26 protein-coding genes and 1 pseudogene are annotated in these 26,843 nt (G+C 64.0%); 13 read left to right on the top strand and 14 right to left on the bottom strand.

Annotated features, from left to right (window positions below):
* Window positions 1–703: 703 nt before the first annotated feature.
* The 3 genes from ACX12D_RS32755 to ACX12D_RS32745 form a co-directional block, all read right to left on the bottom strand.
* A complete protein-coding gene (locus tag ACX12D_RS32755) occupies window positions 704–1,345 on the bottom strand; it encodes a hypothetical protein (RefSeq protein ID WP_459375121.1) in 642 nt (213 codons plus the stop codon).
* Between the two features lie 47 nt (window positions 1,346–1,392).
* Window positions 1,393–1,938 carry a hypothetical protein gene (locus ACX12D_RS32750; RefSeq protein WP_459375120.1) on the bottom strand — a complete coding sequence of 182 codons (546 nt, stop codon included), beginning with the start codon at window positions 1,936–1,938 and terminating at the stop codon, window positions 1,393–1,395.
* 912 nt (window positions 1,939–2,850) lie between these two features.
* Complete coding sequence (locus ACX12D_RS32745; RefSeq protein WP_459375119.1) at window positions 2,851–3,177, bottom strand: helix-turn-helix domain-containing protein; 327 nt, start codon at window positions 3,175–3,177, stop codon at window positions 2,851–2,853.
* 180 nt (window positions 3,178–3,357) lie between these two features.
* Here ACX12D_RS32745 and ACX12D_RS32740 point away from each other — a divergent pair, with 180 nt between their 5' ends.
* Complete coding sequence (locus ACX12D_RS32740; protein ID WP_459375118.1) at window positions 3,358–3,786, top strand: hypothetical protein; 429 nt, start codon at window positions 3,358–3,360, stop codon at window positions 3,784–3,786.
* 165 nt (window positions 3,787–3,951) lie between these two features.
* On the opposite strand, the gene ACX12D_RS32735 is transcribed toward ACX12D_RS32740, so the two are convergent.
* On the bottom strand, window positions 3,952–4,107 hold the full coding sequence (locus ACX12D_RS32735) for a hypothetical protein (protein WP_459376619.1): 156 nt from the start codon (window positions 4,105–4,107) through the stop codon (window positions 3,952–3,954).
* Between ACX12D_RS32735 and ACX12D_RS32730 the strand changes: the two genes are divergently transcribed.
* Genes ACX12D_RS32730 through ACX12D_RS32720 form a run of 3 tightly spaced genes read left to right on the top strand, consistent with a single transcriptional unit; the run spans window position 4,036 to window position 5,095 of the window.
* On the top strand, window positions 4,036–4,263 hold the full coding sequence (locus ACX12D_RS32730) for a hypothetical protein (RefSeq protein ID WP_459376592.1): 228 nt from the start codon (window positions 4,036–4,038) through the stop codon (window positions 4,261–4,263). The genes ACX12D_RS32735 and ACX12D_RS32730 overlap by 72 nt on opposite strands.
* Window positions 4,250–4,591: a hypothetical protein gene (locus ACX12D_RS32725; protein WP_459375117.1), complete on the top strand. Its 342-nt coding sequence runs from the start codon at window positions 4,250–4,252 to the stop codon at window positions 4,589–4,591. Before ACX12D_RS32730 ends, ACX12D_RS32725 begins: the two co-directional genes overlap by 14 nt.
* Window positions 4,592–4,600: 9 nt before the next feature.
* On the top strand, window positions 4,601–5,095 hold the full coding sequence (locus ACX12D_RS32720; RefSeq protein WP_459375116.1) for a hypothetical protein: 495 nt from the start codon (window positions 4,601–4,603) through the stop codon (window positions 5,093–5,095).
* A 104-nt stretch (window positions 5,096–5,199) separates the two neighbouring features.
* Here ACX12D_RS32720 and ACX12D_RS32715 read toward each other — a convergent pair whose 3' ends face one another.
* The 3 genes and pseudogenes from ACX12D_RS32715 to ACX12D_RS32705 form a co-directional block, all read right to left on the bottom strand.
* The gene (locus ACX12D_RS32715; protein ID WP_459375115.1) at window positions 5,200–6,417 is read right to left on the bottom strand and encodes an RtcB family protein; all 1,218 of its coding nucleotides are present in this window, start codon (window positions 6,415–6,417) and stop codon (window positions 5,200–5,202) included.
* 191 nt (window positions 6,418–6,608) lie between these two features.
* A pseudogene (locus ACX12D_RS32710) lies at window positions 6,609–7,115 on the bottom strand (RtcB family protein); the annotation flags it as partial.
* A gap of 373 nt (window positions 7,116–7,488) precedes the next feature.
* The gene (locus ACX12D_RS32705) at window positions 7,489–7,779 is read right to left on the bottom strand and encodes a hypothetical protein (protein ID WP_459375114.1); all 291 of its coding nucleotides are present in this window, start codon (window positions 7,777–7,779) and stop codon (window positions 7,489–7,491) included.
* 102 nt (window positions 7,780–7,881) lie between these two features.
* Here ACX12D_RS32705 and rtcR point away from each other — a divergent pair, with 102 nt between their 5' ends.
* On the top strand, window positions 7,882–9,483 hold the full coding sequence (gene rtcR / locus ACX12D_RS32700) for an RNA repair transcriptional activator RtcR (protein WP_459375113.1): 1,602 nt from the start codon (window positions 7,882–7,884) through the stop codon (window positions 9,481–9,483).
* Here the strand turns inward: rtcR and bla are convergent.
* Window positions 9,480–10,367, bottom strand: coding sequence for a class A beta-lactamase (gene bla, locus ACX12D_RS32695; protein ID WP_459375112.1), 888 nt, complete (start codon window positions 10,365–10,367; stop codon window positions 9,480–9,482). The two genes, rtcR and bla, sit on opposite strands and share 4 nt — an antisense overlap.
* Window positions 10,368–10,396: 29 nt before the next feature.
* Complete coding sequence (gene blaOXA / locus ACX12D_RS32690) at window positions 10,397–11,197, bottom strand: class D beta-lactamase (RefSeq protein WP_459375111.1); 801 nt, start codon at window positions 11,195–11,197, stop codon at window positions 10,397–10,399.
* Window positions 11,198–11,469: 272 nt separating this feature from the next.
* Here blaOXA and ACX12D_RS32685 point away from each other — a divergent pair, with 272 nt between their 5' ends.
* From ACX12D_RS32685 to ACX12D_RS32675, 3 genes are all read left to right on the top strand, one after another.
* A complete protein-coding gene (locus tag ACX12D_RS32685) occupies window positions 11,470–13,149 on the top strand; it encodes a hypothetical protein (RefSeq protein ID WP_459375110.1) in 1,680 nt (559 codons plus the stop codon).
* Window positions 13,150–13,227: 78 nt separating this feature from the next.
* Window positions 13,228–14,781: a metallophosphoesterase family protein gene (locus tag ACX12D_RS32680; RefSeq protein ID WP_459375109.1), complete on the top strand. Its 1,554-nt coding sequence runs from the start codon at window positions 13,228–13,230 to the stop codon at window positions 14,779–14,781.
* An 8-nt stretch (window positions 14,782–14,789) separates the two neighbouring features.
* Window positions 14,790–16,112 carry a cytochrome-c peroxidase gene (locus tag ACX12D_RS32675; RefSeq protein WP_459375108.1) on the top strand — a complete coding sequence of 441 codons (1,323 nt, stop codon included), beginning with the start codon at window positions 14,790–14,792 and terminating at the stop codon, window positions 16,110–16,112.
* On the opposite strand, the gene ACX12D_RS32670 is transcribed toward ACX12D_RS32675, so the two are convergent.
* Complete coding sequence (locus ACX12D_RS32670; protein ID WP_459375107.1) at window positions 16,109–16,735, bottom strand: hypothetical protein; 627 nt, start codon at window positions 16,733–16,735, stop codon at window positions 16,109–16,111. The genes ACX12D_RS32675 and ACX12D_RS32670 overlap by 4 nt on opposite strands.
* 105 nt (window positions 16,736–16,840) lie before the next feature.
* On the opposite strand from ACX12D_RS32670, the gene ACX12D_RS32665 reads away from it, so the two are divergent.
* Window positions 16,841–17,743: a LysR family transcriptional regulator gene (locus ACX12D_RS32665; RefSeq protein WP_459375106.1), complete on the top strand. Its 903-nt coding sequence runs from the start codon at window positions 16,841–16,843 to the stop codon at window positions 17,741–17,743.
* A 29-nt stretch (window positions 17,744–17,772) separates the two neighbouring features.
* On the opposite strand, the gene ACX12D_RS32660 is transcribed toward ACX12D_RS32665, so the two are convergent.
* Genes ACX12D_RS32660 through ACX12D_RS32645 form a run of 4 tightly spaced genes read right to left on the bottom strand, consistent with a single transcriptional unit; the run spans window position 17,773 to window position 22,292 of the window.
* Window positions 17,773–18,510: an enoyl-CoA hydratase/isomerase family protein gene (locus ACX12D_RS32660; protein ID WP_459375105.1), complete on the bottom strand. Its 738-nt coding sequence runs from the start codon at window positions 18,508–18,510 to the stop codon at window positions 17,773–17,775.
* Between the two features lie 46 nt (window positions 18,511–18,556).
* Complete coding sequence (locus ACX12D_RS32655) at window positions 18,557–20,074, bottom strand: AMP-binding protein (protein WP_459375104.1); 1,518 nt, start codon at window positions 20,072–20,074, stop codon at window positions 18,557–18,559.
* A 47-nt stretch (window positions 20,075–20,121) separates the two neighbouring features.
* Window positions 20,122–21,144 carry a Bug family tripartite tricarboxylate transporter substrate binding protein gene (locus tag ACX12D_RS32650; protein ID WP_459375103.1) on the bottom strand — a complete coding sequence of 341 codons (1,023 nt, stop codon included), beginning with the start codon at window positions 21,142–21,144 and terminating at the stop codon, window positions 20,122–20,124.
* Between the two features lie 32 nt (window positions 21,145–21,176).
* Window positions 21,177–22,292 carry a porin gene (locus ACX12D_RS32645; protein WP_459375102.1) on the bottom strand — a complete coding sequence of 372 codons (1,116 nt, stop codon included), beginning with the start codon at window positions 22,290–22,292 and terminating at the stop codon, window positions 21,177–21,179.
* 300 nt (window positions 22,293–22,592) lie between these two features.
* On the opposite strand from ACX12D_RS32645, the gene ACX12D_RS32640 reads away from it, so the two are divergent.
* The 4 genes from ACX12D_RS32640 to ACX12D_RS32625 all read left to right on the top strand — a co-directional run bounded on the left by ACX12D_RS32640 (window position 22,593) and on the right by ACX12D_RS32625 (window position 26,371).
* Window positions 22,593–23,600 (top strand): NAD(P)H-dependent flavin oxidoreductase, encoded by a 1,008-nt coding sequence (locus ACX12D_RS32640; RefSeq protein ID WP_459375101.1) that lies wholly within the window; start codon window positions 22,593–22,595, stop codon window positions 23,598–23,600.
* Between the two features lie 90 nt (window positions 23,601–23,690).
* Entirely contained in the window at window positions 23,691–24,206 is a 516-nt protein-coding gene (locus ACX12D_RS32635) for a pyridoxamine 5'-phosphate oxidase family protein (protein ID WP_459375100.1), read from the top strand.
* Between the two features lie 271 nt (window positions 24,207–24,477).
* On the top strand, window positions 24,478–25,647 hold the full coding sequence (locus ACX12D_RS32630) for an MFS transporter (protein ID WP_459376591.1): 1,170 nt from the start codon (window positions 24,478–24,480) through the stop codon (window positions 25,645–25,647).
* Between the two features lie 28 nt (window positions 25,648–25,675).
* Entirely contained in the window at window positions 25,676–26,371 is a 696-nt protein-coding gene (locus tag ACX12D_RS32625; protein WP_459375099.1) for a glutathione S-transferase family protein, read from the top strand.
* Window positions 26,372–26,843 lie beyond the last annotated feature (472 nt).

Raw genomic sequence — 26,843 nt, 5'->3', positions numbered from 1 at the left:
GATTTCCTGTCGCGAATGGGCGCATATTAATGGGCGAGCCACGCGAAAAAAAGAGCTCCGGCGCCACCGCTGGGAAGCGTCGCAAAGCTGTTTGGAAAAACTCGTCCGAAATAAGCGCGAAGTTTTCGATTAGAGAAATCCCTCTAATTTTCAGATTTTCGAGGCCGTTGGGACTATATGGCGACGCTTCGCGCCTTGCCTGGCTGCCTTCAAGAGCTCGCTCGCTCGGACAGCCATGCATTGACGTCCGTCCTGCGCCAGCGAAGCGGGAAACGTGGGCCGAGGTGCGCAGGTGCCGGCAGCGTATGCGGCTGTCGGCGGGAGCGGCGGACGATTGTGGCGGGACTGACCTGCAGGAGGGCAGCGAGGTCGTCGGCGTCGAGATATTGGTACATGCACAGATATAGCTTCAAATAGCGCGGTGCTGGAAGCCGGCGTGCTGGAGACGGTTGGCGGTAGGAAGGACGGATGCGCAGGCGGCGGGCAGCATCTCGATCGCGGCGCTCCGACCGGCTGTCCTACAGCAGAAAAAGCGTGAGGTTATGGCGGCCTATCAGCGCAATACGAGTTCCCACGCCAAGCCGATTTGCGCGAAGACAAACTGGACTGCGGCCCTGCAGGGCAGTATTGCGGAAGCGCAATGGAAAGCGAGCACAGCAAAATGCAGTGCTCGCGCGAGTTTTCGGTTTACCTCGTGACCTGCTCAGGCCGGGTCGATTCCAAGCAGTGGTTGGTCGTCTGACTCGCTGTCTTGGAACCAATGTGGTTTATAACAGTAGACGAGCCCCTTTCCGTTCGGATAGGCAAAGCACTCGCGAAGACGGCCATACAGCCAGTAGAATTCTTCGTGGCCGTGTGCTTTGGCAACCTGCTCCCATTCGTCGAAATCGCGGACGAGCTTCGCGCAAACTGCCGGACCGAATGTCACGCCTCTGAGTCCATAGCGAACCAGCTCCCAGAAAGGACCTCGCCCGCCTGTTTCGGGATACTTTTCTTTGTCCTCCAGGGCGCCGGCGACCTGCGCAACCCACTCATCTAGGGAACATTCCTTGATGAACTTCGCGTTCCTCGCAACGATAATTGTGAGGATTCGGCACCAGTCCAAGAAGATGAGATTGTGGTACTTCCCTTCGACGCGGCATGTAAGTTCCTTTTTTTCCTCGTGTTCGTACACGGCGCCGATTTCCAACCCTTCGGCCAACCCAGGGTACGAACGCGGTGCCACGGCCAAAACCACGTTCTTCAGTGGTTCGTTGGTGACTGCGCACAGGTCAAACTGCTTAGGATGTCGAGGTACTTCGCGCTTTTTCACGTCTGTCAACGCGACAAGAAAGCTTGATTGCATGGATACTCCAAATGCGTTAAGTTCAAAACGAAAATGGCGTGTCTCTGTCACGAGCTACAAAGCTGATAGTAGGACCTCACTATCCCATTCGTAGTCGCGTTCGCGAAACACGAGCGCAGCCACCAATACGTCAAGTAGAACGCGTCGTCGTTGAAGATGTTGTCGCCGATAAGCATCGGCGGCCAGTCCACCCTTTCCATAACCTTCGATGCCCGGTCATTCCACGCGTCGAAGTCGGCGACAATCTTCCTGGCTGCACTTGGGCCGAACGCCTCCATCGAATAGTCGTTGTGAAGCAACTCAATAAAGGGTCCGTCAGCGGGATATGCGTCCGGATTTTCTCGGTCGAAGCCAACCAGTTTTGCCAAGACGTCGAGCCAGTCCCACTTGAGTTCCAGCGAGTATTCGTGCCGTAGCTCGTAGGTGTAGATGGAGGAGCTCTTCAGTCCATCCGACCCGTACCGACGAGGTGCCGCGTCGATATACGTCGCGTTTTCCAACCTGTGCCCGGTCTTCGGGTCTATCCACCAGCCAAGCAGGCTCACCCCCTCTTCCAGGAGCTTCAGGCCCTTGCACAGCTCATACACATACATTTCTGTTTCCTACATCTTTGGTTGCGAGCGGGACGGAAGACCCACCTGCGCAGCATCGAACTAGCTGCAAGAACGTATATCTCCAAAATGGGGGGATGATTTGGGCGGAAGGGCAAGTTCTGAGGCTCTCAGACGCCGCGAGCAAAAGCGGGAGCCGAAAAGAGGAAGGGGGAGCAGGTTGTTTTTGGAATGCTCGCGAAGCCAAAATCCTGTGCGTTAATCGCACAGAGCCGGCGTGTCATCAAGATAGGAACTGCAGCCTGGCGAGGAGACGCCCTCAGCCAACCACGAAGCTATGTCGGCCCGGCGCCAACGAAGCGGAAAATGGGGGCCCAGATGCGCGGACGGCGGCAACGTGTGCGGCTGTCTTTTGGCGCGGCGGAGAATGGTGGCAGGGCTGACCTTGAGGATGGCCGCAAGGTCGTGGGCGTCGAGGTAGGCGTTCGAGGGTAGGTGCATGTCGAGTATAGGCTCGACCATAGCTGGAACTGCCCGGGGTGCAATGCAGTCGGAAGCAGGCGGCGACCGGGGACGGACCTGGGGGAGCCTCGAAGTGTCTCATTGAGCTGAGGCAAGACACTTTGATGCACGCGAGTCTGGCGATTGGGCAACCAGGGCGGACGCGCTGGCTGTGCGGACCGCTGCGCGTCTTGGACACGCAGCAAAAACGAGGACTGTACGGTCTGCAGCCAGAAAGCACGAATGTTGCGTGTCACTGGGCCGTCATGATTCGCGTGCGCGAAGGCTCAGCGGAACCACCTTGGAAACGCGGTCAACGTGGAACTCTCGTGCGCGCGCGCCCCTGCATTGGTCGTTCTCCACGCAGGAGAACTTGCGATAGCCGACCTGGGCCCGTCCAGCAGAATTCTTTGCGATGCATGGAGGGCACCGCAGGCCTGCGGCCTTCCACCACTAAGGCCTTTGCTTTTTGCTTGGCTTCGACTTGCGGGCAATCTTTTTCTGTGCCGCAAGGGTCGCTGCCATGGCGGCCTCGAAGGTGGCGAGTTGGACTTCGACCCTTTCCATGAGTTCGCTTACTGTCGTGCCGAGTGCCAGGCACCATTTGCGAAATTCGAGCACGTCAAGCCGACGCCCTCCTCGTTCGCACTTGCTCACAAACGTCTGCTCGACTCCAAGTCTTGAGGCGAGTTCAACCTGCGTTATCTCTCTCAGCTCTCTTTCGACACGAAGCGCTTTGAGAAGAATGGTGTACTCCTCCTCAGGAATTGAAGTTTTCATTGCCGGCGCGGCGAGTGACGAACACGCTAGCTTGCAGCCAAAAGTCGAATAGTGTTAAATTCGCATAGTACAAAATCGCATATTACAAAACAGCGAGACCGCACTTCTGGACTGCTCGTGGCATTCGGCGAGGTGGACGATGCGGCTCACAACGGTCTGTAGGGACCTCGGGATTCCTCAATGAAACACCTAGGCAAAGGATTGACTGCATTGCTAGGCGATAAGCCAAACAAGCCTTCTTCCATCAATCCAGCCACGGCCGGCAGAGGCATCGACGAGATGAACGAGCTCGAGCTGATGTATCAGATTTGCATCGGAGACGGGCTCGAACTGACGGGCGATCCAACGCGGGCGTTCGCTGCCTATGACCCCACCGCGCAGAAGTTGCACGTCTACTCAACAAACAACGCTCATGTCCACATGGCCACTTTTGACTCCACGAGCAAGATGGCCATACTCGAATGCGCTCAGGGGGAAGGCGCTAGCTTCATGGCCAGCGGCAATGAAGTACTTTGTGTTCTGAAGGGCATCACCGCCAAAGGAAGGACTTATGCCGAAGCAGCACTCAGGGCAATAGCCAAACACCAGCTGACCATCAAACCGGAATAGCGCGCCCATCATGCCGATACGAGCCGGGTTATCAGCACGGTACAAGCGGCAAGAGTTTGCCGCTTGTATGCCGAAGCCACCGTCGAGCGGCAGATTTACGCCGGTTGTTCCGACCACATTCTCGTCTCAAGAGGTAGCAGAGTGGCTGGCATAGACCCCTCTCGTTCATACACGCTTGAGGAGCTCGAATGCGAGATAGGCAGCAGCCTCCGGCGGCTCCGCATCAATCGCAACCTGGAGCAGGCCGTTCTGGCCAAGCGTGCCGGCGTGAGCGTCCGCGCCTTGCGGAATCTCGAGCTGGGAGACGGTTCGACGCTGCACACCTTCATCTGCGTTGTTCGGGCACTCGGCCGACAGGAGTGGTTCGCCACGATTGGGCCTGTTCCCACCATCAACCCCCTGATGCTGACTAGGACTGCCGAGCCCCGCCAACGTGCAAGCAAGCCTAGGTCGAGGACCAAGCATGAATCTCAGTGACGTACCCGCGGACTTCCCGCGAATCAAGATTCCGGCCGTCGTAACGGGCGCTCAGCCCAAGATATGCGTTCGGGAGATAGACGGGCGTTATGTCGCTGGCCAGACCGAGGAAGAGCGGTTTGAGCGCTGGGACATCTGCGAAGACCTGGCGCAACAACTTCTTCCCGTCGCGCAGAAGGATGCCGGTATGCATCCGGAGCACTCATGCGAGCAGACGCTGAGCCGGGTGCGCATCTCCGTGTTTCAGAAGGGCTGGTGTTCAGAGGACGAGCTGGATTGGCTCATCCGGCGTCTCGGCACGCTGCTGCAGGCAAAAGCAGAGGGCTAGGAGGGAAGCGTGCCGCTCCAACTGAAGGATGCAATCGACAAGCTGTACCGCCCGCCGAAGGACGGAACACGCCAGGCGTTGGCCGTGTCGAGGGGCGTGGCCGAGAGGCTGCCGCGATTGGGCTCGGTCGCGGTCATCTCCGTGACTGCGCCTGGAAGCCCGCCGGCTAGCCTAGATGGTTTCGAACGCGTTCTGCGGCTAAGTTTCGCGGATGTGGACTTCATGAACCCGGACCTTTCGGCTAGGGCCAAGGAGAAGCTCGCATATGCTTTCCGGCCCGAGCATGCTGAAACGATTCGGCAGTTCGTGCGGGTGCTACCGGCGGAGGTGGCAACTATCGTCGTGCACTGTGAAGGCGGGTATTCGAGGTCGTGCGCGATCGCGCTGGCTCTTCATCAGTTGTACAGGTATTGGATCGATGTCAAACATGTTGCAGAAGCTAATCCGTCGGTTGTATGGCAGATGATGCGCACCGGTGGTGCAAGGGAATCGAGCAGTCATTAGCATAAACGCTGTGCCGTGGGCTTCGCAGAACGCAATCATGTGTAATAGCTCGTCGCACCCCCGGCTCGTCCGTCACATGCACATTGGCGGGCATCTGAAGGGGGTTAGCCTTTCACACAAACAATCTGTTTGAGCGTGTGAACCACTTCCACCAAATCATCCTGTGCGCGCATGACAGCATCGACGTCCTTGTACGCCTTGGGCGCTTCGTCTATCACCGCAGAATCCTTCCGGCACTCGACGCCAGCTGTCTGTTTGGCCAAGTCTTCCAACGTAAAACGGCGCCGAGCTTCGGTACGACTCATTGCACGCCCCGCGCCGTGCGAACAGCTTTCGAAACTCTCTGGATTACCCTTCCCACGCACAATGAAGGATCTTGTTCCCATACTTCCCGGAACTATACCCATATCACCTTTTCCGGCCCTCACCGCGCCCTTCCGCGTGACGTAGACTTCTTGCCCAAAGTGCACCTCTCTCTGGACATAGTTGTGGTGACAGTTGACTGCCTCGAGATGCGTTTGAAATGGCTTTTCGACGACGCTGCGTAAAGCACCAACCATTCTTCGCATCATCAGCTCACGATTCAGTCTAGCGAATTCCTGCGCCCATTCGACTGCCCGCACGTAATCACGGAAATAATTCGCCCCCTCCTCAAAATAGGCCAGATTTTGGTCGGGAAGATGTACATCATGCCGCATTGCATCTTTTTTTGCCAACTCAATAAACAGTGTACCTATTGCATTTCCTACCCCACGCGAACCAGAATGAAGCATCAACCAGACATAGTTCTCCTCATCCAGACACACTTCTCCGTAATGATTGCCCGTGCCCATTGTTCCCAAATGAATTCTGTTATTTGTCTTTCTTAGGCTTGGATAAGCGTTACACAATTCACGAAAAATAGGCTCAATTACCAACCAGGCTTTATCGACATCCTCCGGCACGTTTCCCCACGCACCTGGATCGCGCCCTCCGGCCCCACGCCCATGAGGAATTGCACGCTCTATAGCTGACCGTAAAGGACCCAGATTAAGCGGTAAGTCTTCAGCATGGAGACTGGTCTTCGCTGCAATCATTCCGCAGCCGATATCGACTCCCACCGCCGCTGGAATTATGGCCTTAACAGTAGGAATAACCGACCCGACGGTGGCGCCGATTCCCACGTGTACATCTGGCATTGCCGCTATGTGTTTAAAGACAATGGGCAGGCGTGCGGCGTTTGCAAGCTGATCTCGCGCCTCCGCCTCAACCGGAACACCTCGGGTCCACATCTTGATCGGCACGCCACCCAACACCTTTTCGACTGTGTAGAGCGTTTCCATATCGACTCTCCATACCCCGTGGATTTCGCTCGACGGACGGAGCAATCTGGCTCGTCCCGCCTGCGCTAGCTCCCTCCCCGAGCAGCTTGACCCCTTCCCGTTTGGGAAGCGGGCCACACATGCCGTTACGCTGGTACCATGGCGCCTGAGGTTGACAAAAATAGACCCAGAAAGTTTGCAATCCGGGAAACGGTACCCAGCGTGCCCAGGTGGTTGCGGTTGTTGGTGCGCGCCAGCTTCGGGTACTTCTGCGTGATGCGCTCGAAGCCACCTGCCAGCGCGGCCCAGCTCGCGTCCACCGCATGCGGCACCTCGCCCCAGGCACCCTTGTCGCGCCCGCTGCGGTTATTGGAGCGGCCGTGCGGCACGGCCTTCTCGATGGCGCTGCGCAGCGGGCCGAGGCTATCGGGCAGGTCGCTGGCGGTTAGCGTGGTCTTGACGGCGATCATGCCGCAGCCGATATCCACGCCCACCGCCGCCGGGATGATGGCGCCGCGCGTGGGGATCACCGAGCCGATGGTGGAACCCTTGCCCAGGTGTACATCCGGCATCACGGCCAGATGCTTGAAGATGAACGGCATCTGTGCGGTGTTGGCGAGCTGCGCGCGCGCGCCGTCATCGACGGGCACGCCATGGGTCCACATCTTGACGGGGCGGCCGGTGCCGGACTGGAATACGTCGTAATTCTCCTTGCTCATGTCTTCATCTCTCTTTGCCTTGCGGCGGGACTACGCTGGCGTTGGCCAGCAAGATACCAAATAAGGTGGACGGCTAATGGTTGTGGAACCGGCACTCTAATCGTAGGGCAATGCGGCATCGCCACGACAAGGATCGGCAGGATTTACGCTGCATAGGCCGCAGCGGCCGGAATTGAACCGGCAATCACCAGATGTCATCCTGGCCAGCATTCGTGGCGAGTCCGCATACCGCAGGCGCCACGCGCGGCGGCTGGGGTATGCCGGCTCGGGGGCGGTAACCAGCGACAAGGGATAGGACAGACAAGCCTTGGATGTAGTCTGCCCGGCATTCGCCAGTCACCGCCGAACTTCACAACTTCACAACTTCACAACTTCACAACGCCGTGGCCGAGATCTCGCCCACCCAGTGGCCGGCCTGCAGCTGCCCGGCGGCGAAGGCGGCGACGATCTGGAACACCGAGTCGGAGAAGCCCCCGATGTTCAGGATGTCGTCGCGATCCGGTGCCTGGCTGGACACGTAGGGCTGCATATCCAGGCACACCAGCCGCGCCTTGGGATTGCGCTGCCTGAAACGCTCCCACTCCCGCAACGTGGTCCCTATTTCGCAATCGGCGTGCCAGGGGCTGCAGGCAAGCATCAACAAATACACAACCTTATGATTCATAACGATTTTTATTGAATTTCACCAGGAAACGCGCCAATCTCCAGCTTGTTAGCCTCGCCTAATATCTATATATTTATATAGTCTTCTATAAATATAAAGAATATGAAAAAGGTCGTCATCGGCTTCATCGGCACACAGCTCGACCGGGGCAAGGGCTCCGCGCGCTGGGAAAAATGGCGGCCCAGCGTGGCGCTGTGCCAGCACGAAGACCTGCTGCTGGATCGCTTCGAGCTGCTTTATACCGGCCGCCACCGGGCGCTGGCCGAGCAGGTCGCAGCCGACATCGCCAAGGTCTCGCCGCAGACGGAGGTCAGGCTGAACCTGCTGGCGCTGGAGGATCCCTGGGATTTCAGCGAGGTCTATGCTTCGCTGCATGAGTTCACGCGCGGCTACCGCTTCGATACGGAGCGCGAGCAGTACTGGGTACACATCACCACCGGCACCCACGTGGCACAGATCTGCCTGTTCCTGCTGACCGAGGCGCGCTACCTGCCGGCCTGCCTGTTGCAGACCTCGCCGCCCTTGCGGCAGGCCAGCGGCCAGCCGGGCCACTACGCCGCCATCGATCTCGACCTGTCCCGCTACGACCAGCTGGCCGCGCGCTTCTCGCGCGAGCAGCAGGATGCGGTGTCGTTGCTCAAATCCGGCATTGCCACCCGCAACGCCGCCTTCAACCAGATGATCGACGAGATCGAGCGCGTGGTGCTGCGCTCGCGCGCGCCGGTGCTGCTGACCGGCCCGACCGGCGCCGGCAAGTCGTTCCTGGCGCGGCGCGTGTTCGAGCTGAAGAAGGGCCGCCACCAGCTCAGCGGCGGCTTTGTGGAAGTGAACTGCGCCACCCTCCGCGGCGACGGCGCCATGTCGGCGCTGTTTGGCCACGTCAAGGGTGCCTTCACCGGCGCGCAGGGCGAGCGCACGGGCTGGCTGCGCTCGGCCCATCAGGGCTTGCTGTTCCTGGATGAGATCGGCGAGCTGGGGCTGGACGAGCAGGCGATGCTGTTGAAAGCCATCGAGGAGAAGCGCTTCTTTCCGGTAGGCGGCGACAAGGAAGTGCAGAGCGACTTCCAGCTGATCGCCGGCACCAACCGGGACCTGCGCGCCGAGGTGCGCGCCGGACGCTTTCGCGAGGACCTGTTTGCCCGCATCAACTTGTGGACCTACCGGCTGCCGGGGCTGGCCGAGCGCCCGGAGGACGTGGAGCCCAACCTGGACTACGAGCTCGTGCGCCAGGCGCGCGAGCTCGGCAGCCAGGTGCGCTTCAACAAGGAAGCGCGCCAGGCCTGGCTGGATTTTGCGGTATCGCCGCAGGCCTGCTGGCGCGGCAACTTCCGCGACCTCGCCGCGTCGGTGACGCGCATGATGACGCTGGCCGACGGCGGGCGCATCGATACCAGCGTCGTGGACGCCGAAATGGCGCGGCTGAACGACGCGTGGCAGGACGGCGCCCAGCAGGCGGTGGCGCAAGGCCAGGCGCTGGCGCAAGTCATTCTGGATCCCGCCGTGCTGGCCGCCACGGACCCGTTCGACCTGGTGCAGCTCGACTATGTGCTGGGCGTGTGCCGCCGGAGCAAGAGCCAGGCCGAGGCCGGGCGCACGCTGTTTGCCGTATCGCGGCTGGGCAAGAGCAGCAGCAACGATAGCGACCGGCTGGCCAAGTACCTCGGTAAATTCGGCCTGACCTTCGCGGCCGCGAGCCAGTCCTAGCTGAGCGCCTCGGCCGCGATCCGCGCGGCGGATGCCAGCACATCGTTGCGATAGGCGGCGTCCTTGCCGGGTTGCGTGAAATAGATGGCCAGCACGATGGGCGGTTTTCCGGGCGGCCATGCCACACCGATGTCGTTGGCCGTGCCGTAGTCGCCGGAGCCCGTCTTGTCCGCCACCTGCCAGTCCGCCGGCACGCCGGCGCGGATCCGCGTGGCGCCGGTGGTATTACCGCGCATCCATGCCACCAGCTGTTCGCGCTCTGCCACGCCCAGCGCATCGCCCAGCGTGAGCCGTTGCAGGCTAGCCGCCATGGCCGCGGGAGTCGACGTATCGCGCGGGTCGCCAGGCAGCGCGGTGTTGAGCTCGGTCTCCCAGCGGTCGAGCCGGAACTGGTCGTCGCCGATCGCACGGGCAAACGTGGTCACGGCGGCGGGGCCGCCGAGCAGCTTCATCAGCAGGTTGGCGGCCGTGTTGTCGCTGTACTGAAGGGCGGCCGCGCACAGTTCGGCTACCGTCAGGCCGTCGCCAACGTGCTTCTCGGTGATCGGCGAATAGGCAACCAGTTCGTCCTTCTTGTAGGCAATGCGCCGTTGCAGCAGCCCGTCCTGCGTTGCGCTGCGCTGCAGGACGGCGGACGCGGCGATCACCTTGAATGTGCTGCACAGCGCAAAGCGTTCGTTTGCGCGGTGACTGAGCCGCGCGCCGCTGGCGGTGTTCAGCGCAGCGATGCCAAGGCGCCCGCCTGCTGCGGATTCGAGCGCGGCCAGGCGATCTTGCGCCGCGACGCGCCCTTCGGCCCTGCCGGCCCATGGCGTACAGGCGGCGGCAAAGGGGGCCGTCGCGGCGGCGAGCAGCAGCGTGCGGCGAACGGGGCAATGTGTCATCGGTCCTTTCCTGTGATTGAGCGGCTGCATCAAAGCGATCCCAACAGTCCCGGCAATGCCTGCATGAAGGCATCGCGCGCGCGCAATCCTGCGCTGACAGGCTCTTTCTTCTCATCCTGGATCATGCGCGCAAAGACGACGTTCCGGCCGTCCTTTGCCGCCCAGCCGACAAACCATCCATAGCCGTGGCTCCAGTCCTCGGCGCCATTGGCCAGGCGCGGGGCGCCGGTGCCCGTCTTGCCGTAAACGGCCCATCCGTTTGGCAACTCGCCGAGCGCCATGATCCGGCTTGTCATGTCATAGGCATGCGCGGTCACGGGCAATTTGCGATTGACCACCTTTTGCAGGAAAGCGACCTGCTCCAGCGGCGAGATCTTCAGCGACGAGCTAAGCCATGCGTGCGTCAGCCCGTTGTGCTTGCCGGGGTCGCCGGAGAGGTCGCCGTTGCCGTACTGGAACGCACGGATGTACCGCGCGAAGCGCGCTTGGCCAAGCTGTTGCGTCAACTGCTGCGAGTACCACACGACCGAGGTCTTCATCCAGCTCTGCGGGTCCGTGGTGACGCGCTTGGCCGGGTTGCTCTCGCGATACGCCTCGCGATACGGCATGGCTGGCGCGTGCTCATCCGCCAGCAGCCCCGCGTCGAAGCTCATCAGGCTGAGCGGGACCTTGAATGTCGATGCCGCGGTCACGCGTTGGTCGCAGGTGCCCTCTTGCTTAAGCAGCTTGCCGCTACTGGCATCCGCCAGGACCGTGCACGTGAGCTCGGCACGGGCGGTTGAGAAGGACAGCGCCGCGCAAAGCGCGGCAAAGATGGCGATTGGCTTCAAGATGATCTCCGTGAATTCTATGAGCGCGATCGATTTGGCTGGCCAGGCCGGCGCACGAAACGGAGCATAGGAGCGCGGCGGCATGACGCCAAGCCCGCTGGCTGTAACCTGCGTAACATGGCATCCTCAGCACACACGCTGATGGCACAATTCCCACACGTCCCGCTAGAAGGTGTCGCTAGAAGGTGTCGCTAGAAGGCGCCGCTAGAAGGTGCCGCTAGCAAGTGCCGCTGCAAAGTCCTGTTTCAACGTCCCGCACACAACAGTCCCGCATGCGCCAGTCCGCCCTTGCCATCGAGCTATCCGCTCCCTATCTCGTCAACGGCGAGCCCGCACGCTACCAGAGCCTGTGGCTGCTCGCCGCCGTCTGCGCGGCCGCGCGCAACCGCGGGGGCAGCCTGCCGGCGGTGCATTTGCAAACCCGCTTCCCCGAGGCCGCCAATATCCGCATGATGGTCTCGCGCGCCTTTGCCGACTTCGCACGCTGGGGCGTGCCGGTGGGCTGGGGACCGGACCGGGGCCGGGGCATCGCGGGCCTCAACCCGGCGCGCCGCAGCCGCGGGCCGTTCTGGATCGAACCGGCGGCGGGCAAGCGCGTGCGCTTCACCGTGGATGGCCGCAGCGCTGGCGATGCGGCATTGGCGCGCTTTGTGGGGCTGGGCACTGCCGCCGCGAAGCACGCCGCCCGCCAGGGGGACGAGGCCCACCCCGCGGTCGACTATGTGATGCGCGACATCAGCTACTGGAGCCACCTCACGCAAGCCATGCGCGGCATGCAGGACGGCGTGGGCGTTGCCGGCGTTGCGGGTGGTGGTGCCAGCAACGGGGTAGCGGACGCCCTGCGCGCCGCACAGCGTTGCGCCACCGACGATTTCCAGCACGCCTTCGCGCTGCTCAAGGAGAGCCTGGCCTGGCGGCGCGGCGACGACCTTGCGCGCAGCCGCGCGGCGCTCCAGCGCTTTGACCGCATCGTCGGCACCGGCACCGTGGACACGGCCCTACCCACCTTCGCCGCCATGGCGCGCGTGGTGCGGGCCTGGGAGCGCTATGCAGGCAACCAGATGGAGGCGGCGCAGGCAGAACTGGAAGGCCTTGCCGCCGATCCGGCGCTGCAGCCCGTGGTGCGCTACAACCCGCGCGTGCGCTTCGAGACTCTTAATCTCGGGGCGCTGATCCACAAGACGGTGGCGATCCGCGACATGGCAACGCAGCCAGAGGCGGCGCGGCAAGCGGCCGAAGCGGCCGTGGCAGGCTTCTCCGGCGCCCTGCAGGCAGCCTATGAGGCGGACTCGGTGGATGCCGCGCAGCACGTGGCGGCCAACCTTGGCCTTTGCCTGTGGCTGTTCTGGAACCACGCGCTGATCGATCCCCGGCGCGCATGGCCCGCGGGCCAGGTGCAGCGCCAGGCCGTGCGCTGGCTGGGCTTGTCGGAATGGATCTGCGACCGCTTTGGCGTGGGCGGCGGCTCGGCGTGGAACATCATCTTCCTGCTGCGCATCGCGCGCGGCAACTGCGCGCAGGACGGCGGCGGGGCGCTCAAGGCGTTTCGCGCGCAACAGCCGCTGCTGCTGGATGAAGCGGTGGACGCGCTGCGCCCCTTCCACGCGCCCTTTGCGCGGGCCAAGGGCTTTATCAGCTGGTCGTCGCTGGCCAGCTTTGCGCTCGACGAGCACGACACCGGCCACGTGCATTACGGCGCCCTGCCACTCGCCAACCTGCTGCTGGAAGCGAGCTGGTTCCACGCCTTCGAGCACGGCGCCACGCCTGCCGCGTTTGCCACGGTGGAGCGCCTGGCCGGGCTGCTCGGCAAGCTGCGCCCGGCGGAGCGCCGCTTCTTCATCTCAGCCATCACCGCGCTGCCACGCGAGCTGCAACTGGCCGCCGCCGAAGCCATCCGGGCCGCACCACGCCACGCCCGCAAGGCAAAAACCACGCCACGCCGGACAAGCTGACACATAACGTTCATCGTGCCGAAACATCCCATCCGTATATTTCCGCCTCGCAATCAGGGATAACAGGGAGATATAAGAATGGATAACCACAACACCAACCGGCAAGCCGGTCCCGCCATGCGCGTGGGCGCTTGCGCCATCCTCGCCATGCTGGCTGCGGCCGTCGTGCTGCACGGCTGCGGCAGCGACAGCACGGACGCGGCGCCAGCCGCCGCCGCGCCGGTCACGCCGGTTACGCCGTCCGGCGATGCACCCAGCGCCAGCGCCAACATCCAGGCCGCGTGGGTCGAGATCGGCGACAGCAACCAAGCCATCGCTCGCGTCATCACCAACTATGCGGCGCCAACCGCCGCCGCAGGCAGCGCGTTGCCCTCGAACGCCCTTTGCCCGCTGCTGACGGTGGACGGCGTGCAGCAGCGCATGGCGCTGCGGGTCGGCGCCGGCACGATGGCACAGCGCACCACGGCCAGCGCCGCGGCTGACTCCAAACCGTCGGATTTCCCGGTCTCCGTATGCGAGGCCACGCTGCCGGCCGGCGCCGCCGCCGCCAGCGTGGCAGGCCAGACGCTGCCGCTGCCCAAGGCCCAGCCGCAACGCGTGCTGGTGCTGGCCGACACCGGCTGCCGCCTGAAGAAGGCGGATAACGCCTACCAGCCTTGCAGCGATGGCACCGCCTGGCCGTTTGCCGCGCTGGCCACCACCGCCGCCGGCATGAACCCGGACCTGGTGCTGCATATCGGCGACTACCACTACCGCGAAAACCTCTGCCCGCCCGACATCGCCGGCTGCCAGGGCACGCCGTGGGGCTATGGCTGGGATACGTGGCAGGCCGATCTCTTCAAGCCCGCCGCGGCACTGATGGCCAAGGCGCCGTGGGTGGTCGTGCGCGGCAACCATGAGGAATGCGCGCGTGCCGGCCAGGGCTGGTTCCGCTTCCTCGATCCGCGTCCGTACTCGGACGCGCGCTCCTGCAACGACCCCGCCAACGACAGCAACGCCAACTACTCGGATCCCTATGCCGTTGCGCTGGGCACCGGCTCGCAGGTCATCGTGTTCGACTCGGCCAAGGCCGGCAAGGCCGCCCTGCCGACCACCGACCCGCAGTTCATCGCCTACCAGAAGCAGTTCCAGACGGTGGGCTGGCTGGCGGCCAAGCCGGGCATGACCACCACCATGTTCACCAACCACCATCCGATCCTGGCCTTTGCGCCGGTGGCGGGCAGCAACCCGGCGCCGGGCAACCTCGCCCTGCAGTCGGTCATGAGCAACGCCAACGCCCAGGCCTACTACCCGCCCGGCGTGCAAGTGGCGCTGCACGGCCACGTGCATGACTTCCAGGCCATCAACTTTGCCTCCAGCCACCCGGCCACCATCGTGTCCGGCAACGGCGGCGACAACCTGGACGTAGCGCTGCCCGATCCGCTGCCGCCCGGCACGATTCCCGCGCCTGGCACCGTGATCGACAAGATCACGCACAGCGCAAGCTTTGGCTTCGTGATGATGGAGCGCAACGCGTCGCCCGCCACCGGCTGGACCTTCAAGGCATACAGCGTGGCCGGCAAGCTGATGGCGACCTGCGTGCAAACCTCCAATACGCTGGCTTGCGACAAGACCGGCTTCCTGGCGCCGTGACCGGGGCCATGCGCGCCGCCGGCGCCATCGCCGCCATCTGTCTGGCGGCTGGCGCCGGCGGCGCGGCGCTTGCCGCGCCCGCGCCGGGTGTGGTGCTGATGCCCGGCGCCCCGCCCGCCAGCGTGGTGGACACCATCGGCAAGGGCACGCCCAAGGTCGCCGCCAAGGTCGACCCCACCGCCGCCGTGTTCCGTCCCGATCCGGCGCTGGCCGCGCTGGGCAAGCGCATCTTCTTCGATGCGCGCCTGTCCGAGCCGCGCGGCACGTCCTGCGCCGGCTGCCACGACCCCGCGCGCGCCTTCGCGCCGACACTATCGCCCGCGTCGCTGGCAGGCCCGCACGTGCCCCAGGGCAGCCGGCCCGGCCGCTTCAGCCTGCGCAACGCGCCCTCGCTGCTGTACGTGCGCTACATCCCGCGCCGGCACTTCTACCAGGACGACGACGCGCCTTACGCCTCGCCCTTCGGCGGCCTGTTCGCCGACGGCCGCGCCGATACGCTTGCCGAACAGGCGCGCGGGCCCTTGCTCGATCCCAACGAGATGAACAACGGCACGCCGGCCAGCCTGCTGCGCAAGGTCAAGGGGACAGAGCTGGCGCCCGCGCTGGCGGCGCGTTTCGGCCCCGCCGTGCAGACCGATCCCGAGCAAATGCTGCTGGCACTCGGCAAAGCGCTGGAGGCCTACCTGCAGAGCGACGAGATGGCGCCGTTCAGCTCCCGCTTTGACGACTACCTGCGCCACCGCACGCCGCTGGCGCCGGCGCAAGCCCGCGGGCTGGCCTTGTTCAAGAACCCGGACAAGGGCAACTGCATGACCTGCCACACGCTCTCGGACACCGCCAGCCGGCCGGAGCGCTCGCTGTTCACGGATTTTGGCTATGACGCGATTGCCGTGCCCCGCAACCGGGCACTAGCCGCCAACCGCGATCCCAAGCGCTTCGACAATGGCCTGTGCGACACCGCCCGCCACCTGCGCTGGCCCGAGCCGGAGCAATGGTGCGGGTATATCCGCACGCCCGGCCTGCGCAATGTCGCGGTGCGCCAGAGCTTCATGCACAACGGCGTGTTCACCTCGCTGCGCGATGCCGTGGCCTTCTACAACACGCGCTCGACCGACCCGGGCAAGTGGTATCACGGCGGCAAGACCTTCGATGACGTGCCGGCGGCGTATCGGGGCAATATCAATATCAACTCGACGCCGATGAACCGGCGCGCGGGCACCACGCCAGCCATGACCGACGCGGAGATCGACGATCTCGTGGCGTTCCTGCGCACGCTGACCGATGCGCCCTATGTGGGCATCATGCCGGCAGTGGAGGCCGCCAAGCCCTAAGGACCCCGCGCCGCACAGACGGCATCGGTCTCGAACCCGCGAAAGGCCAGCTGCGTGGGATCCGGCTCAGGCTCGATCTCGCGGCCATCCTTACCGGCCAGCCGCAACACCTGCCCGGTGCAGCTCTTCGCCGCTGCGTTGCGCTGGTAGCGCAACTCGTACTGCCAGCCCGGCAGCGGCACGAAGGAAACCCCCACCGCGCACCGATAGGGCTGCTCGCCAGCGGCAACCGCCGCTGCCGTGAGGTAGATGCGCTGGCCAGCCACCAGCCACCGCTCGCGCGTGCGGCCGGGCGGCTCCGGCGATATCCCCACCATGGCCAGGTCGCGCTCCGCGCCCATCGCGGGCAGCTGCTTGCCCGTGCCGCCCAGCAGGAGCGGCTTGGGCGGCTTCGGGCACCTGGTGGCGTCCACCACGTTGAAGGTCGTGTTGTCGTCCGTATTGGTCACCAGCCGGATGCGGGCGGCGGGCGTGCCTGTCTCGACCCGATAGTGGGAGATGCAGCCGGACAGGGCAAGCGCCAGGATGCAGAGCGAACCGGGCGGGATGGCAGCTTTGCAGACTTTCGACATGGGGATGCGGGAAAGTTGGCCATCGGCAAAGCATACCTGCTTTGATTTCATGACGGTTTTCCCCAAGAGGCCAATTGCGTGTGCCATGGCACAATGATCGCGAACGTGCGCGTTCGGTCTGTCAGGTGGCCAGTCAACCAATACCGCCCGCTCAACATGATAAATATCAATCACATCTACGCATTCCTTGAGCTGGTGGAGCAGCGCAACTTCAACGCCGCCGCGGAGAAACTGCACCTGACCCAGTCAGGCCTGTCGCGCAAGATCAGCGCCATCGAGGAACGGGTCAATCAACGGCTGTTCGAGCGCACCACCCGCTTCGTGCGTCCTACGCGCGCTGCCATGGTGCTGGCGCGCCACTGGCGCGAGGCGCTGGTCAGCTATCAAGCGGGGCTTGCGGAGATTGGCGCAACGGACGCGGACCTGGCCGGCTCGCTGTTGATTGGCGTTAGCGCCACCTCCCGGTTTGGGGAGTGGCAGAAGTTCAGCGACCTGTTCTTTCAGACCTTTCCCAGCGTGAACGGCCGCATCGAGTCGATGCCTTCGCAAGACGTGGTGTTCTATGTGCGCAACGGCGACCTGGACGTCGGTTTTTGCGGCGGCCCGATCGCGGACGACAGCCTGGGGGTCATCCAGATCGAGCAGATCCGCTACCGCGCGCTCCTGCCTGACGATCATCCGCTGGCACAGCGCGCATCGCTGGCCATGGCGGACCTGGAGGGGGAGGGGTTGAGCCTGGTGAACGCCAAGACCTGGCCACGGGTGCGCGAGAACCTGGATGCCCTGCTGGCGCAACGCGGCCTGCTCGGCGCGGTCGCCTACGAGTCCAACTTCATCGACCTGGTCCTGCGGGACATCATCGACAACGGCCACGTTGGCATCCACCCGCTGGCCGAGAACTACCTGCTGCCCAGAGGCGTGACGTTGCGCGAGATCGATGACCTGACGCTCTGCCTGGAGAATATGTTCGTGTGGCGAAAATCCACCACGTCGCCCCTGGTTCGCAGCATGGTCAGCATGCTGACGCGGTACTGCGACGGCGCTGCGGCAAGGGCGTGAGTGCAGGCCTTCGCCCGCACCCACGGCTCCTATCGTCCTGCGAAATTCGCCTTGCGTTTCTCCGTGATGCTGCCCATGCCTTCCTTCAGGTCATCGCTTTCCAGCATGAAGGACAGCTCTTTCTGCAGGCGATAGGCCTGCATGGCTGGGCTGTCCGGCACCACCGCATTGACCAGCCGCCGCAGCCGCGCGATGACCAGCGGCGAGTTGTCCGCCAATGCCCTCGCATACTCGAGCGCTGCGCTCAGTTGTTCGCCTTCGGGCACCAGCCGGTTGACCAGCCCGACCTCATAAGCGCGCCGGGCCGGTAGCACACCGCCGAGCAGCATCACCTCCATTGCCACCTTGTGCGGAATCCGCGCGGCCAGACCGGCGATCATGCCCATCGACACGCCCAGCCTGGCTTCCGGGTACATGAACCTGGTCGTCTCCGTGGCCACGCACAGATCGCACATCTGGACCAGTGTCATCGCCGCACCGAGACACCAGCCGTTGACGGCGGCCACGAGCGGCTTGCCAGACGGTGCGCCCGCGCCGGGAATGCTGCGAGCGATATCCTTGGGGAAGGCCCGGAGATCGGCGCCCATCGTGAAGTTCTCGCCGTTGGCGCAAATGACGCCTGCCCGCGCACTGCCCTCGTTGAGCCGGCACAGCGAGTCGTGCAGCCTCTGCACGACCTCATCGCTGAACAGGTTCTTGCCTGGACGGTTCAGCGTGATGATCGCGACCCGATCCTGCTCCTCATACAACACGACCTGATCTGACATATGCCTCCTTGGAATGGGTCAAACTAGTAGAACTAGCGTCTCGCGTCTAGCGTCTCGCGTATCGCTGTTGCAGCGGCAGCTTGTAGAGCTTCCCGTTGGGCTCACGGGGCAGCGCGGGATCGAAATCGATTGTCTTTGGGCATTTGATCGCCGAGAGCTTGCTGCGGCACCACGCAATCAGCTCCCGGCCAAGCTCGGGGCCCGCGTCGTGCGGCGCGACGGTCTGCACCACCGCCTTGACCTGCTCGCCGAGGTCCTCGTCCGGAATGCCAAACACCGCGCAGTCCGCAACCGCCGGATGGGCACCCAATACATCCTCCACTTCCTGTGGATAAACGTTGACCCCGCCCGTAATGATCGTGAATGACTTGCGGCCCGTCAGGTACAGGTAGCCTTCAGCGTCGACGTAACCCAGGTCGCCATAGGTCCGCCAGCCTTGCGGGCTCGTCACCTTTTCGGTCTTTGCGGCATCACCGTGATAGCTGAAATTGCCCGTGCCCTCGAAGAAGATCATGCCGACCTGCCCCGCCGGCAACTCATGCCATTCGTCGTCAAGGATGTGGATTGGCGCCTGCGTGGAGCGCCCGACCGAGCCCTTGTGCAGCAGCCACTCCTCGGACGTGATGCCGCATGTGCCGACGCCTTCGGTGCCCGCATACACCTCGTAGAGAACCGGGCCCCACCACGCGATCATGGCCTCCTTCACATAGACCGGACAAGGCGCAGCGCCATGGACCGCGAAGGTCATCGACAAGAGCTGGTAGCGCCGTTTCACGGCATCGGGCAGGCGCAACATGCGGGAGAACATGGTTGGCACCCACAAGCTGGCCGTGCATTGGTATCGCTCGATCAGTGCCAGCGCCTGCTCCGGGTCGAAACGCTTCATCACGATCAGCGTCCCCCCCGTTGCCAGGATGGCACACGCATACCGGAACGGCGCGCTGTGGTAGAGCGGTGACGTGGAGAGGAAGACCGTGTCGCGGGTGCAGGTTTGCATCAGCGCTGCCAGGCGAGGATCAGCGCTGTCGTATGGGCGGGTCATCGTGGCACGCTTGACGCCCTTGGGCTTGCCCGTGGTGCCGGACGAATACAGCAACACCTCCCCGCAAGCCGGGTCGGAGAGTTCGCTGCCGTCAAATCCCGCGGCGGCGCGGTCCCAGTCCAGGTAACCTGCCACTTCTCCCGCGCAGGCAATGCGGTGTACACCGGGATCGAGCAGGCCAGGCAGGCCCGGCATTGCCGCGACCTTGCTGGCCGCGATGACCAGCACGCTGGCACCGCTATCCGCCACGATGTACGCGAGTTCTTCCGCCGTCGCCCGTGTCGAAACCGGCGTGAAGTAGACGCCGATACGTTGCGCGGCGAGACAGACCGCCAGGAATGCTGCGTCGTTTTCCAGGCAGAAGACCAGCGTATCGCCCGCACGAAGTCCCTGGCTCATCAACAAGCGTGCGCCGCGATTGGCTCGCCGCTCCAACTCGCCATACGTCAACGAAGAATTGTCGTCTGCAAAAATGGCGCACACGTCTTGCGGCGCAGTCTTTCCAAAAAGGGATGGATGCATGATTCAGTTGGCTGGTCGGCTTGATGCCTTTGCGGATTGCATGGCTTCTATTCTTCGATCGAGATGCCGGAATGGCGAACCGCGTCCGACCAGAATTTCAGCTCCGTCTTGAAGTACCGCGCGGATTCCTCCACGCTGAGGTTGAGCGGCTGGAGGTTGTAAGCCAGCGACTTCGCCTTGATCTCTTCGTCGACCGCTTCGCGAAACGCCAGGTTCAGCTTGCGCAGGACCGCCACTGGCGTACCCGCCGGCGCGTACAGGCCTACGTGGAATTTCAGGGAGAACTTCTCCATGCCCGGTGTTTCGGAGGCCAGCGGTATGTCCGGCATCGAAGGACTGCGGTGCGGGCCCGTTTGCGCGATCACCTTGACCCTGCCGGTAGGCAGCAGCGGCGCCATCCCCGTGTAGCCATCGAAGGCCATGTCGATGACGCCGGAGCCCAGGTCGTTGAGCAGGGTCGGCCCACCTTTGTAGGAAACCTGCGTCAGCTTGATCCCCGCCATCTGTTCGAGCAGCACCGGGCCCAGGTGCGTCGTGCCGCCTACCGTCGATGTTCCATATGTGAGGCCACCCGGCTTGGTCCTGGCCAGGGCGAGAAAGCCCGCGAGGTTGGTCACGGGCAGCGTGCCGCTGACGGCCACCGCGAAGCCGTCTTCGCCCAGGTAGGTGACGGGAACCAGATCGGTTGCCGTGTTGTAGGGCAGCTTGCGGTAGAGCGCGGAGTTGGTCAGCAGCGTGTTGACGGCGATTAACAGGGTGTAGCCATCGGCAGGGCTCTTCGCCACGGCGCTGGTCGCAATGATCGTGTTGCCGCCCGGGCGGGGCTCGATCACGACGGGCTGGCCCAGGATCCTGGCGACCCGGATGGCAAGCGGGCGAAGAAAGTTGTCGGTCGACCCGCCCGCGGGGAACGGCGTGATGACCCGGACGGGACGCGATGGAAATGCATCGGGCTGCTGCGCCGACGCACCTGGCCCCAGGGCCGCAAGCCCCAGCAAGACGGCAGGCGCTGCCGCAAGCCGCGCACGGCGCGTCCATGACAAAGCTGGGAACCGGCTATTCGAGATCATGTTCATACACTCCTCTTGGGATGCGCGCAGCATCAGAATTTGTGACGGATGCCGACGGCCGCGCCCAGCATGCTGTCCTTGCCCGCGCCCAGGACATAGCCATTGGCGAAGCTGATTGCCGAGGTATCGAAATCCAGGCCGGCGTTCTTGGCATAGGCCGTGGTCAGGTACACATCCGTGCGCTTGGACAGGTTGTAGTCCACCATGAACGATACCTGCCACGGGTTCTTGATGTTCGCGCCGCCCAGGCGCTTTACGTCGTCGTAGTAGTAGGCCAGCGTGAGGCCAAGCGCCGGCGTGACCTGATAGTTGGTGCCGAGCCAGTAGTAGTCGTCGCGCAGGATCGCAGCGCCGCTGGCGTCGGTGTTCTTGCCCCAGCGGTAGCCGCCCATGAGCTTTGCGGCGCCCACGGTGTAACTAGCGGCGGCGCCGACCTTCTTGAACGTCCCGGTGCCGCCCGCCGCGTTCAGCGTGGGGTTGAACTGGTCATAGGCAAGGCTCGCGCCGAACGGGCCGGCTGCATAGGACACGCCCGCCCCGTAGCCGGTATCGCGGCGGAATTGCCCTGGCACCTCGCCACCACCGGCAACGCCGTTGCCGAAGCTCCAGTGCGCGATCGCCGTGACAGGCCCAAAGACACCGTTGTACTTGACCGTGTTGTCCGATCTGACGTTAAGGCCAAGCAACGCCACGAATGGCTCGTACTGGCTCGCGTAGCCCGTGGGGGAGAAATCAGCGAGCATGCTGAACAGCGTGGAGTACTGGCGGCCGAAGGTAACGCGGCCGAAGCTCGCGCTCTCCAGGCCCACGTAGGCCTGCCGCCCGAACAGGCGGCCACCTTGCTGCAGCTTGCCATCGTCGGAGCCAAAGCCGTTCTCCAGCACGAACAAGGCTTTCATGCCGCTGCCGAGCTCCTCCACGCCGCGCAGGCCCCAGCGCGAGCCGGACAACCCACCCGCCGTCATCCGTGCCACGTTGCTGGCCGGGCCGGCGGCAAAGCCATTGGCCGCGGACGGCGTGACGCCGGAAAAATTGGTCACGTACTCGATATTGGTATCCACCACGCCGTACAAGGTCACACTGGAATCGGCCTGCGCCACACCAGCGAACAGGCTGAATGCAGCCAACGCGAAAAGCGATTGCTTCATGCTCGAAATCTCCTCCTGCCATCGTTATTGTTCTGATCCGTGGGAGCATCGCGTCCGGCGAGATGTCCTGCCGCAAACTATTTCATATCGCCCCGGGAGCGTCCAATGACGGTTCCGGGTTTATTGATGTGAGAGTGGAATCAATGCGAAAGAGACGGGGAAGACGGGGCAGACGGCATGGAGCGTTTCATGCGAAGTTCGCATCATTAAAGCCCGAACGCGCATTGGACGTGGCCGGCGCGCGCCTCGTATAGTTTTTCGAAGCACGCCCCCCCTACCTCTATCCCACAAGGAAATTCCATGGCCATTCCGTCGGCGCTGAACGATGCGCTTCGTCTGCCAATCATCGGGTCACCCATGTTCATCAGCTCGGGCATCGAACTGGTGGTCCAGCAATGCATAAACGGCATTGTGGGGGCCTTCCCGGCGCTCAACGCGCGCCCGCAGGCGCAGCTTGCCGACTGGATCGCGGAGATTCGCGAGCGCCTGGCTACCGCGCGGCGGGCTGACCCGGTGCGCAAGGTCGCGCCCTTCGCCGTGAACCAGGTCATGAGCAAGCTCAACACACGCTGGGAGCAAGACCTCGTCACCATCGTCGAGCATCAGGTTCCCATCATCATCACCAGCCTGAAGGCCCCGCCAATGGAAGTCATCCAGGAAGTGCATGCCTACGGTGGCCTGGTCTTGCATGACGTGACCAATGTGCGGCATGCCAGGAAAGCCGCATCGATGGGCGTGGATGGCCTGATCCTGGTGGCCGCCGGCGCCGGCGGCCAGGGCGGGGACCGCAGCCCGTTCGCCCTGATCAACGAGGTGCGGCGCTTCTTCGATGGCGTTATCGTGCTGGGCGGCGCCATATCCACGGGTGGCGACGTGCTGGCCGCGCAGGCCATGGGCGCTGATCTCGCGTACATGGGCACGCGCTTCCTCGCCGCGCAGGAGTCGTGCGTGAGCGATGTCTACAAGGAAGAGATAATCCAGAGCACGGCGGCCGACATCGTCTACAGCAACACCTTTACCGGGGTGTACGGCAACTACCTGCGGGCCAGCTTGGTCAAGGCAAACCTGGACCCCGACAACCTGCCGCCGTTCAGCCAGGAAACCAGCAAGTACCGCAGTACCGGGGACGGCAACGTCAAGGTCTGGCGCGATGTTCGCGGCGCCGGCCACGGATGCGGCTCCATCGATGCGAGCGAGCACGTGGCGGACATCATCGCCACGCTTGAGGCCGGGTATCACCGCGCCGCCGATGAGATGCAGCGCAAGCGCTTCGCCCCGGCGGCCGAAGCGGCCGCATCAATGTCCTGAAGTTTGACATGCTGCTGCCGCGGTCCGTATAAAAGAGGGGCAGAGGGGCGCGCGCATCCCGGTGCGTCCCGACAACCTCCACGGACCACTATGCAAACGCCTTCCCTTGCCGATGCCTGGCCCACCATCCGCGCGCTGATCGAGCGCGGACAGCGATCCTCCCTTTACTGCGCCCTTGCCACCGTCGGCGCCGACGGCATGCCCACGGTCACGCCCATCGGGACCGTGTTCGCGCGCGCGGACCAGACGGCATTCTTCTTCGACCGCTACACCAGCACGCTGGCCGCCAACCTTGCGCACAACGACCAGGTTTGCCTGATGGCCGTCGACTCTGGCAAAGGCTTCTGGTTTCGTTCACTGCTGCGCGGCCGCTTTCACCAGCCGCCAGGAGTACGCCTCTATGGCACCGTCGGGCCGCTGCGCCCGGCAACGGCCGCAGAGCTTCAGTTGATCCAGGCCAGGGTAAAGGGGTCTCGCTGGCTCAAGGGGACCCGGCTGCTGTGGTCGAGCTTCACCCACGTGCGGGATATCCAGTTCTCTGCCTTCAGGCCAGTGGCCTACCCGGTCATGATGGAGGGGCTGTGGGAGACGGCGCGCAAGCCCTGACCTTGCCCGCCAGCCGAACCCAGCCTTTGCCAACTCCAGATTGACAGCGCTTGCGCTCGGACTTACCCTCGGCCGGGTTATCCGATCGGCCCGCATTGTATTTGACGGCCACATGGCTTGACGGCTGCCCGTAGTGTGCCGATCAGGTCACGACAAAGAACAAAAACAATAACAACAATAACAACAATACAAAGACAGAGACCGTTCCACCGTGCCCCCTCGCCTGTCCGACCTCCGCCCCGTCCTGCCGATCCTCGTCGGCGCTTCCGTCATGCTGAGCCTGGCCATGGGCCTGCGCCAGAGCCTTGGCATCTTCATGCCCCCGCTGACCAGGGACATCGGCATCTCGGTGTCGGATTTCACGATTGCGATCGCGGTGCAGAACCTGGCCTGGGGACTGCTCCAGCCCATGGCCGGCGCCTGGGCCACGCGGGTGGGGTTCCGGCCGTTGATGATGAGCGGCTCGCTGCTCTATGTGCTGGGGCTGGCGCTGCTGGCCACGGCGCACGGCATCGCAGGCGTGACGCTCGGCGCGGGCGTGGCGATCGGCGCATCGATGGCTTGCACGGGCAGCGCCATTGCCATGGCGGTGGCCGCGCGGCCGGTGCCGGCGGCGTTGCGCAGCGCCGTGCTTGGCATTGTGTCCGGCGCCGGCTCGCTCGGGGCGCTGGTGGCGGCGCCGATCGGGCAGGTGATGGCGCAGTCGTTCGGCTGGCGCGTGGGGCTGGCGGCCTTTATCCTGCTTGCGCTGGTGATGCTGCCGGCCGCGTGGTACGCGGGCAAGGTGGATCGCCTGCCGCTGCCCACGTTGCCCGGCGCGGCGCAGCAGAATGCGCGCGAGGCGCTTGGCACGGCCCTGCGGAACAAGGCGTTCCTGGTGATGGGCGCCGCGTATTTCGTGTGCGGCATGCAGCTGGTCTTCCTCACCACGCACCTGCCTTCGTATCTCGACATCTGCGGCATGGACCCGATGCTCAGCGCCAAGGCGCTTGGCGTGATCGGCGGCTTCAATGTGCTGGGCAGCCTGTTCTTTGGCTGGGCCGGCGGGCGGGTCAACAAGCTGGTGCTGCTCGGCATCATCTACAGCGTGCGCTCGCTGGCGCTGGCCTGGTACTTCTCATCCGCGCCCACGCCGGGCAGCACGCTGGTGTTTGCCGCCGTGATGGGCTTCCTGTGGCTGGGCGTGGCACCGCTGGTGGCGGGCTGGATCGCGCAGACCTTCGGCCTGCGCTGGCAGGCCATGCTGGGCGGCGTGGCGTTCTTCAGCCACCAGATCGGCAGCTTCGTCGGTGCGTTTGGCGGCGGACTGGTCTACGATGCGCTAGGCTCCTACACCCTGGCGTGGCGGATCGGAGTGACACTTGGGCTGGCCGCCGGGCTGGCGCAGATCGCCTTCGCGGTGGCCACGCGCCCGCGGCCGCCGCAGCTGATGACCACCTAAGCGGGCACTACGGCAAGGAGCAACCATCATGGCCCTGACTCTGCATTACCATCCGCTGTCTTCGTTCTGCCACAAGGTGCTGATCGCGCTCTACGAGAACCAGACGCCGTTTTCCAGCGTTGTGGTGCACCTTGGCGAGAAGGACTCGCGCGCCGCGTTCCTGGCGCTCTGGCCCGTGGGCAAGATGCCGGTGCTGCGCGACGACAGCCGCGACGTGACGCTCCCGGAATCCACGATCATCATCGACTACCTCGATCAGCACTACCCGGGGGCGCGCGCGCTGCTGCCGGCCGATGATGACGAGCGCCGCGAGGCGCGGCTGTGGGATCGCATCTTCGATCTCTACGTGCACCTGCCGGTGCAGAAGATCGTAGGCGACCGGCTGCGGGCGGAGGCAGAGCGCGACCCGTGCGGCGTGGCGGACGCGCAAGCCGCCCTGCGCACCGCCTACGACATGATCGAGCAGCGCATGGCCGGCCGCACCTGGATGGTCGGCGAGCACTTCACGCTGGCGGACTGCGCCGCGGAGCCCGCGCTGTTTTACGCGGGCGTGGTGGTGCCTTTCGCGCCAACGCATCCGCGCCTCGCCGCCTATTTCGAACGGCTGGTGGCTCGTCCCGCGGTTGCGCGCGTGCTGGCCGAGGCCCGCCCCTACTTCTCCATGTTCCCGATCAAGGACGCCATCCCGGCGCGTTTTCTCCAGGACGGGCCGCCGGCTGCCTGATCCTGTTTATGCCGGCAGCAAGTGGCATGGCCGCGGTGGTCTGCGACACGCGGCGCTATGGCTACCTGCGGTACGTCGGCGAGAATGGGTTGCACCCGTTGCGGCCCTGCGACAAGTCTTCCTGGCCAGCCTGGCGCAATGAATGCCTGCGTGTTGAAAGGCATGACAACATTGCGCGGCGTGTGCGCCGGCCTATGCACCAAGATGCGGCGAATTGCCGCGTCAATCGCCCGGCAGGTGACGCACGCGGCAGTTCATCCGCCCGCCTCGCCCCCCGCCTGGCCGGCCACGGGCAGCGCCGCCGTTCCTAAAGCCGGGATAAAGCCGCAATGGCCCTGCTCCTCCTCGCATTGATCCCTCTTCCCGCTGCTTAATATGCCCCCGCACGTCGCGAAACGCGACGAGGTGCCACAACGTTGCAACCCCTCAGGGAAGAAGGATCCGGCCCGCGCCGGTGCAGCAGACATGGAAC

This window comes from Cupriavidus sp. PET2-C1 (genome assembly GCF_054515855.1).
This window is presented reverse-complemented; position numbering and strand designations above follow the sequence as displayed.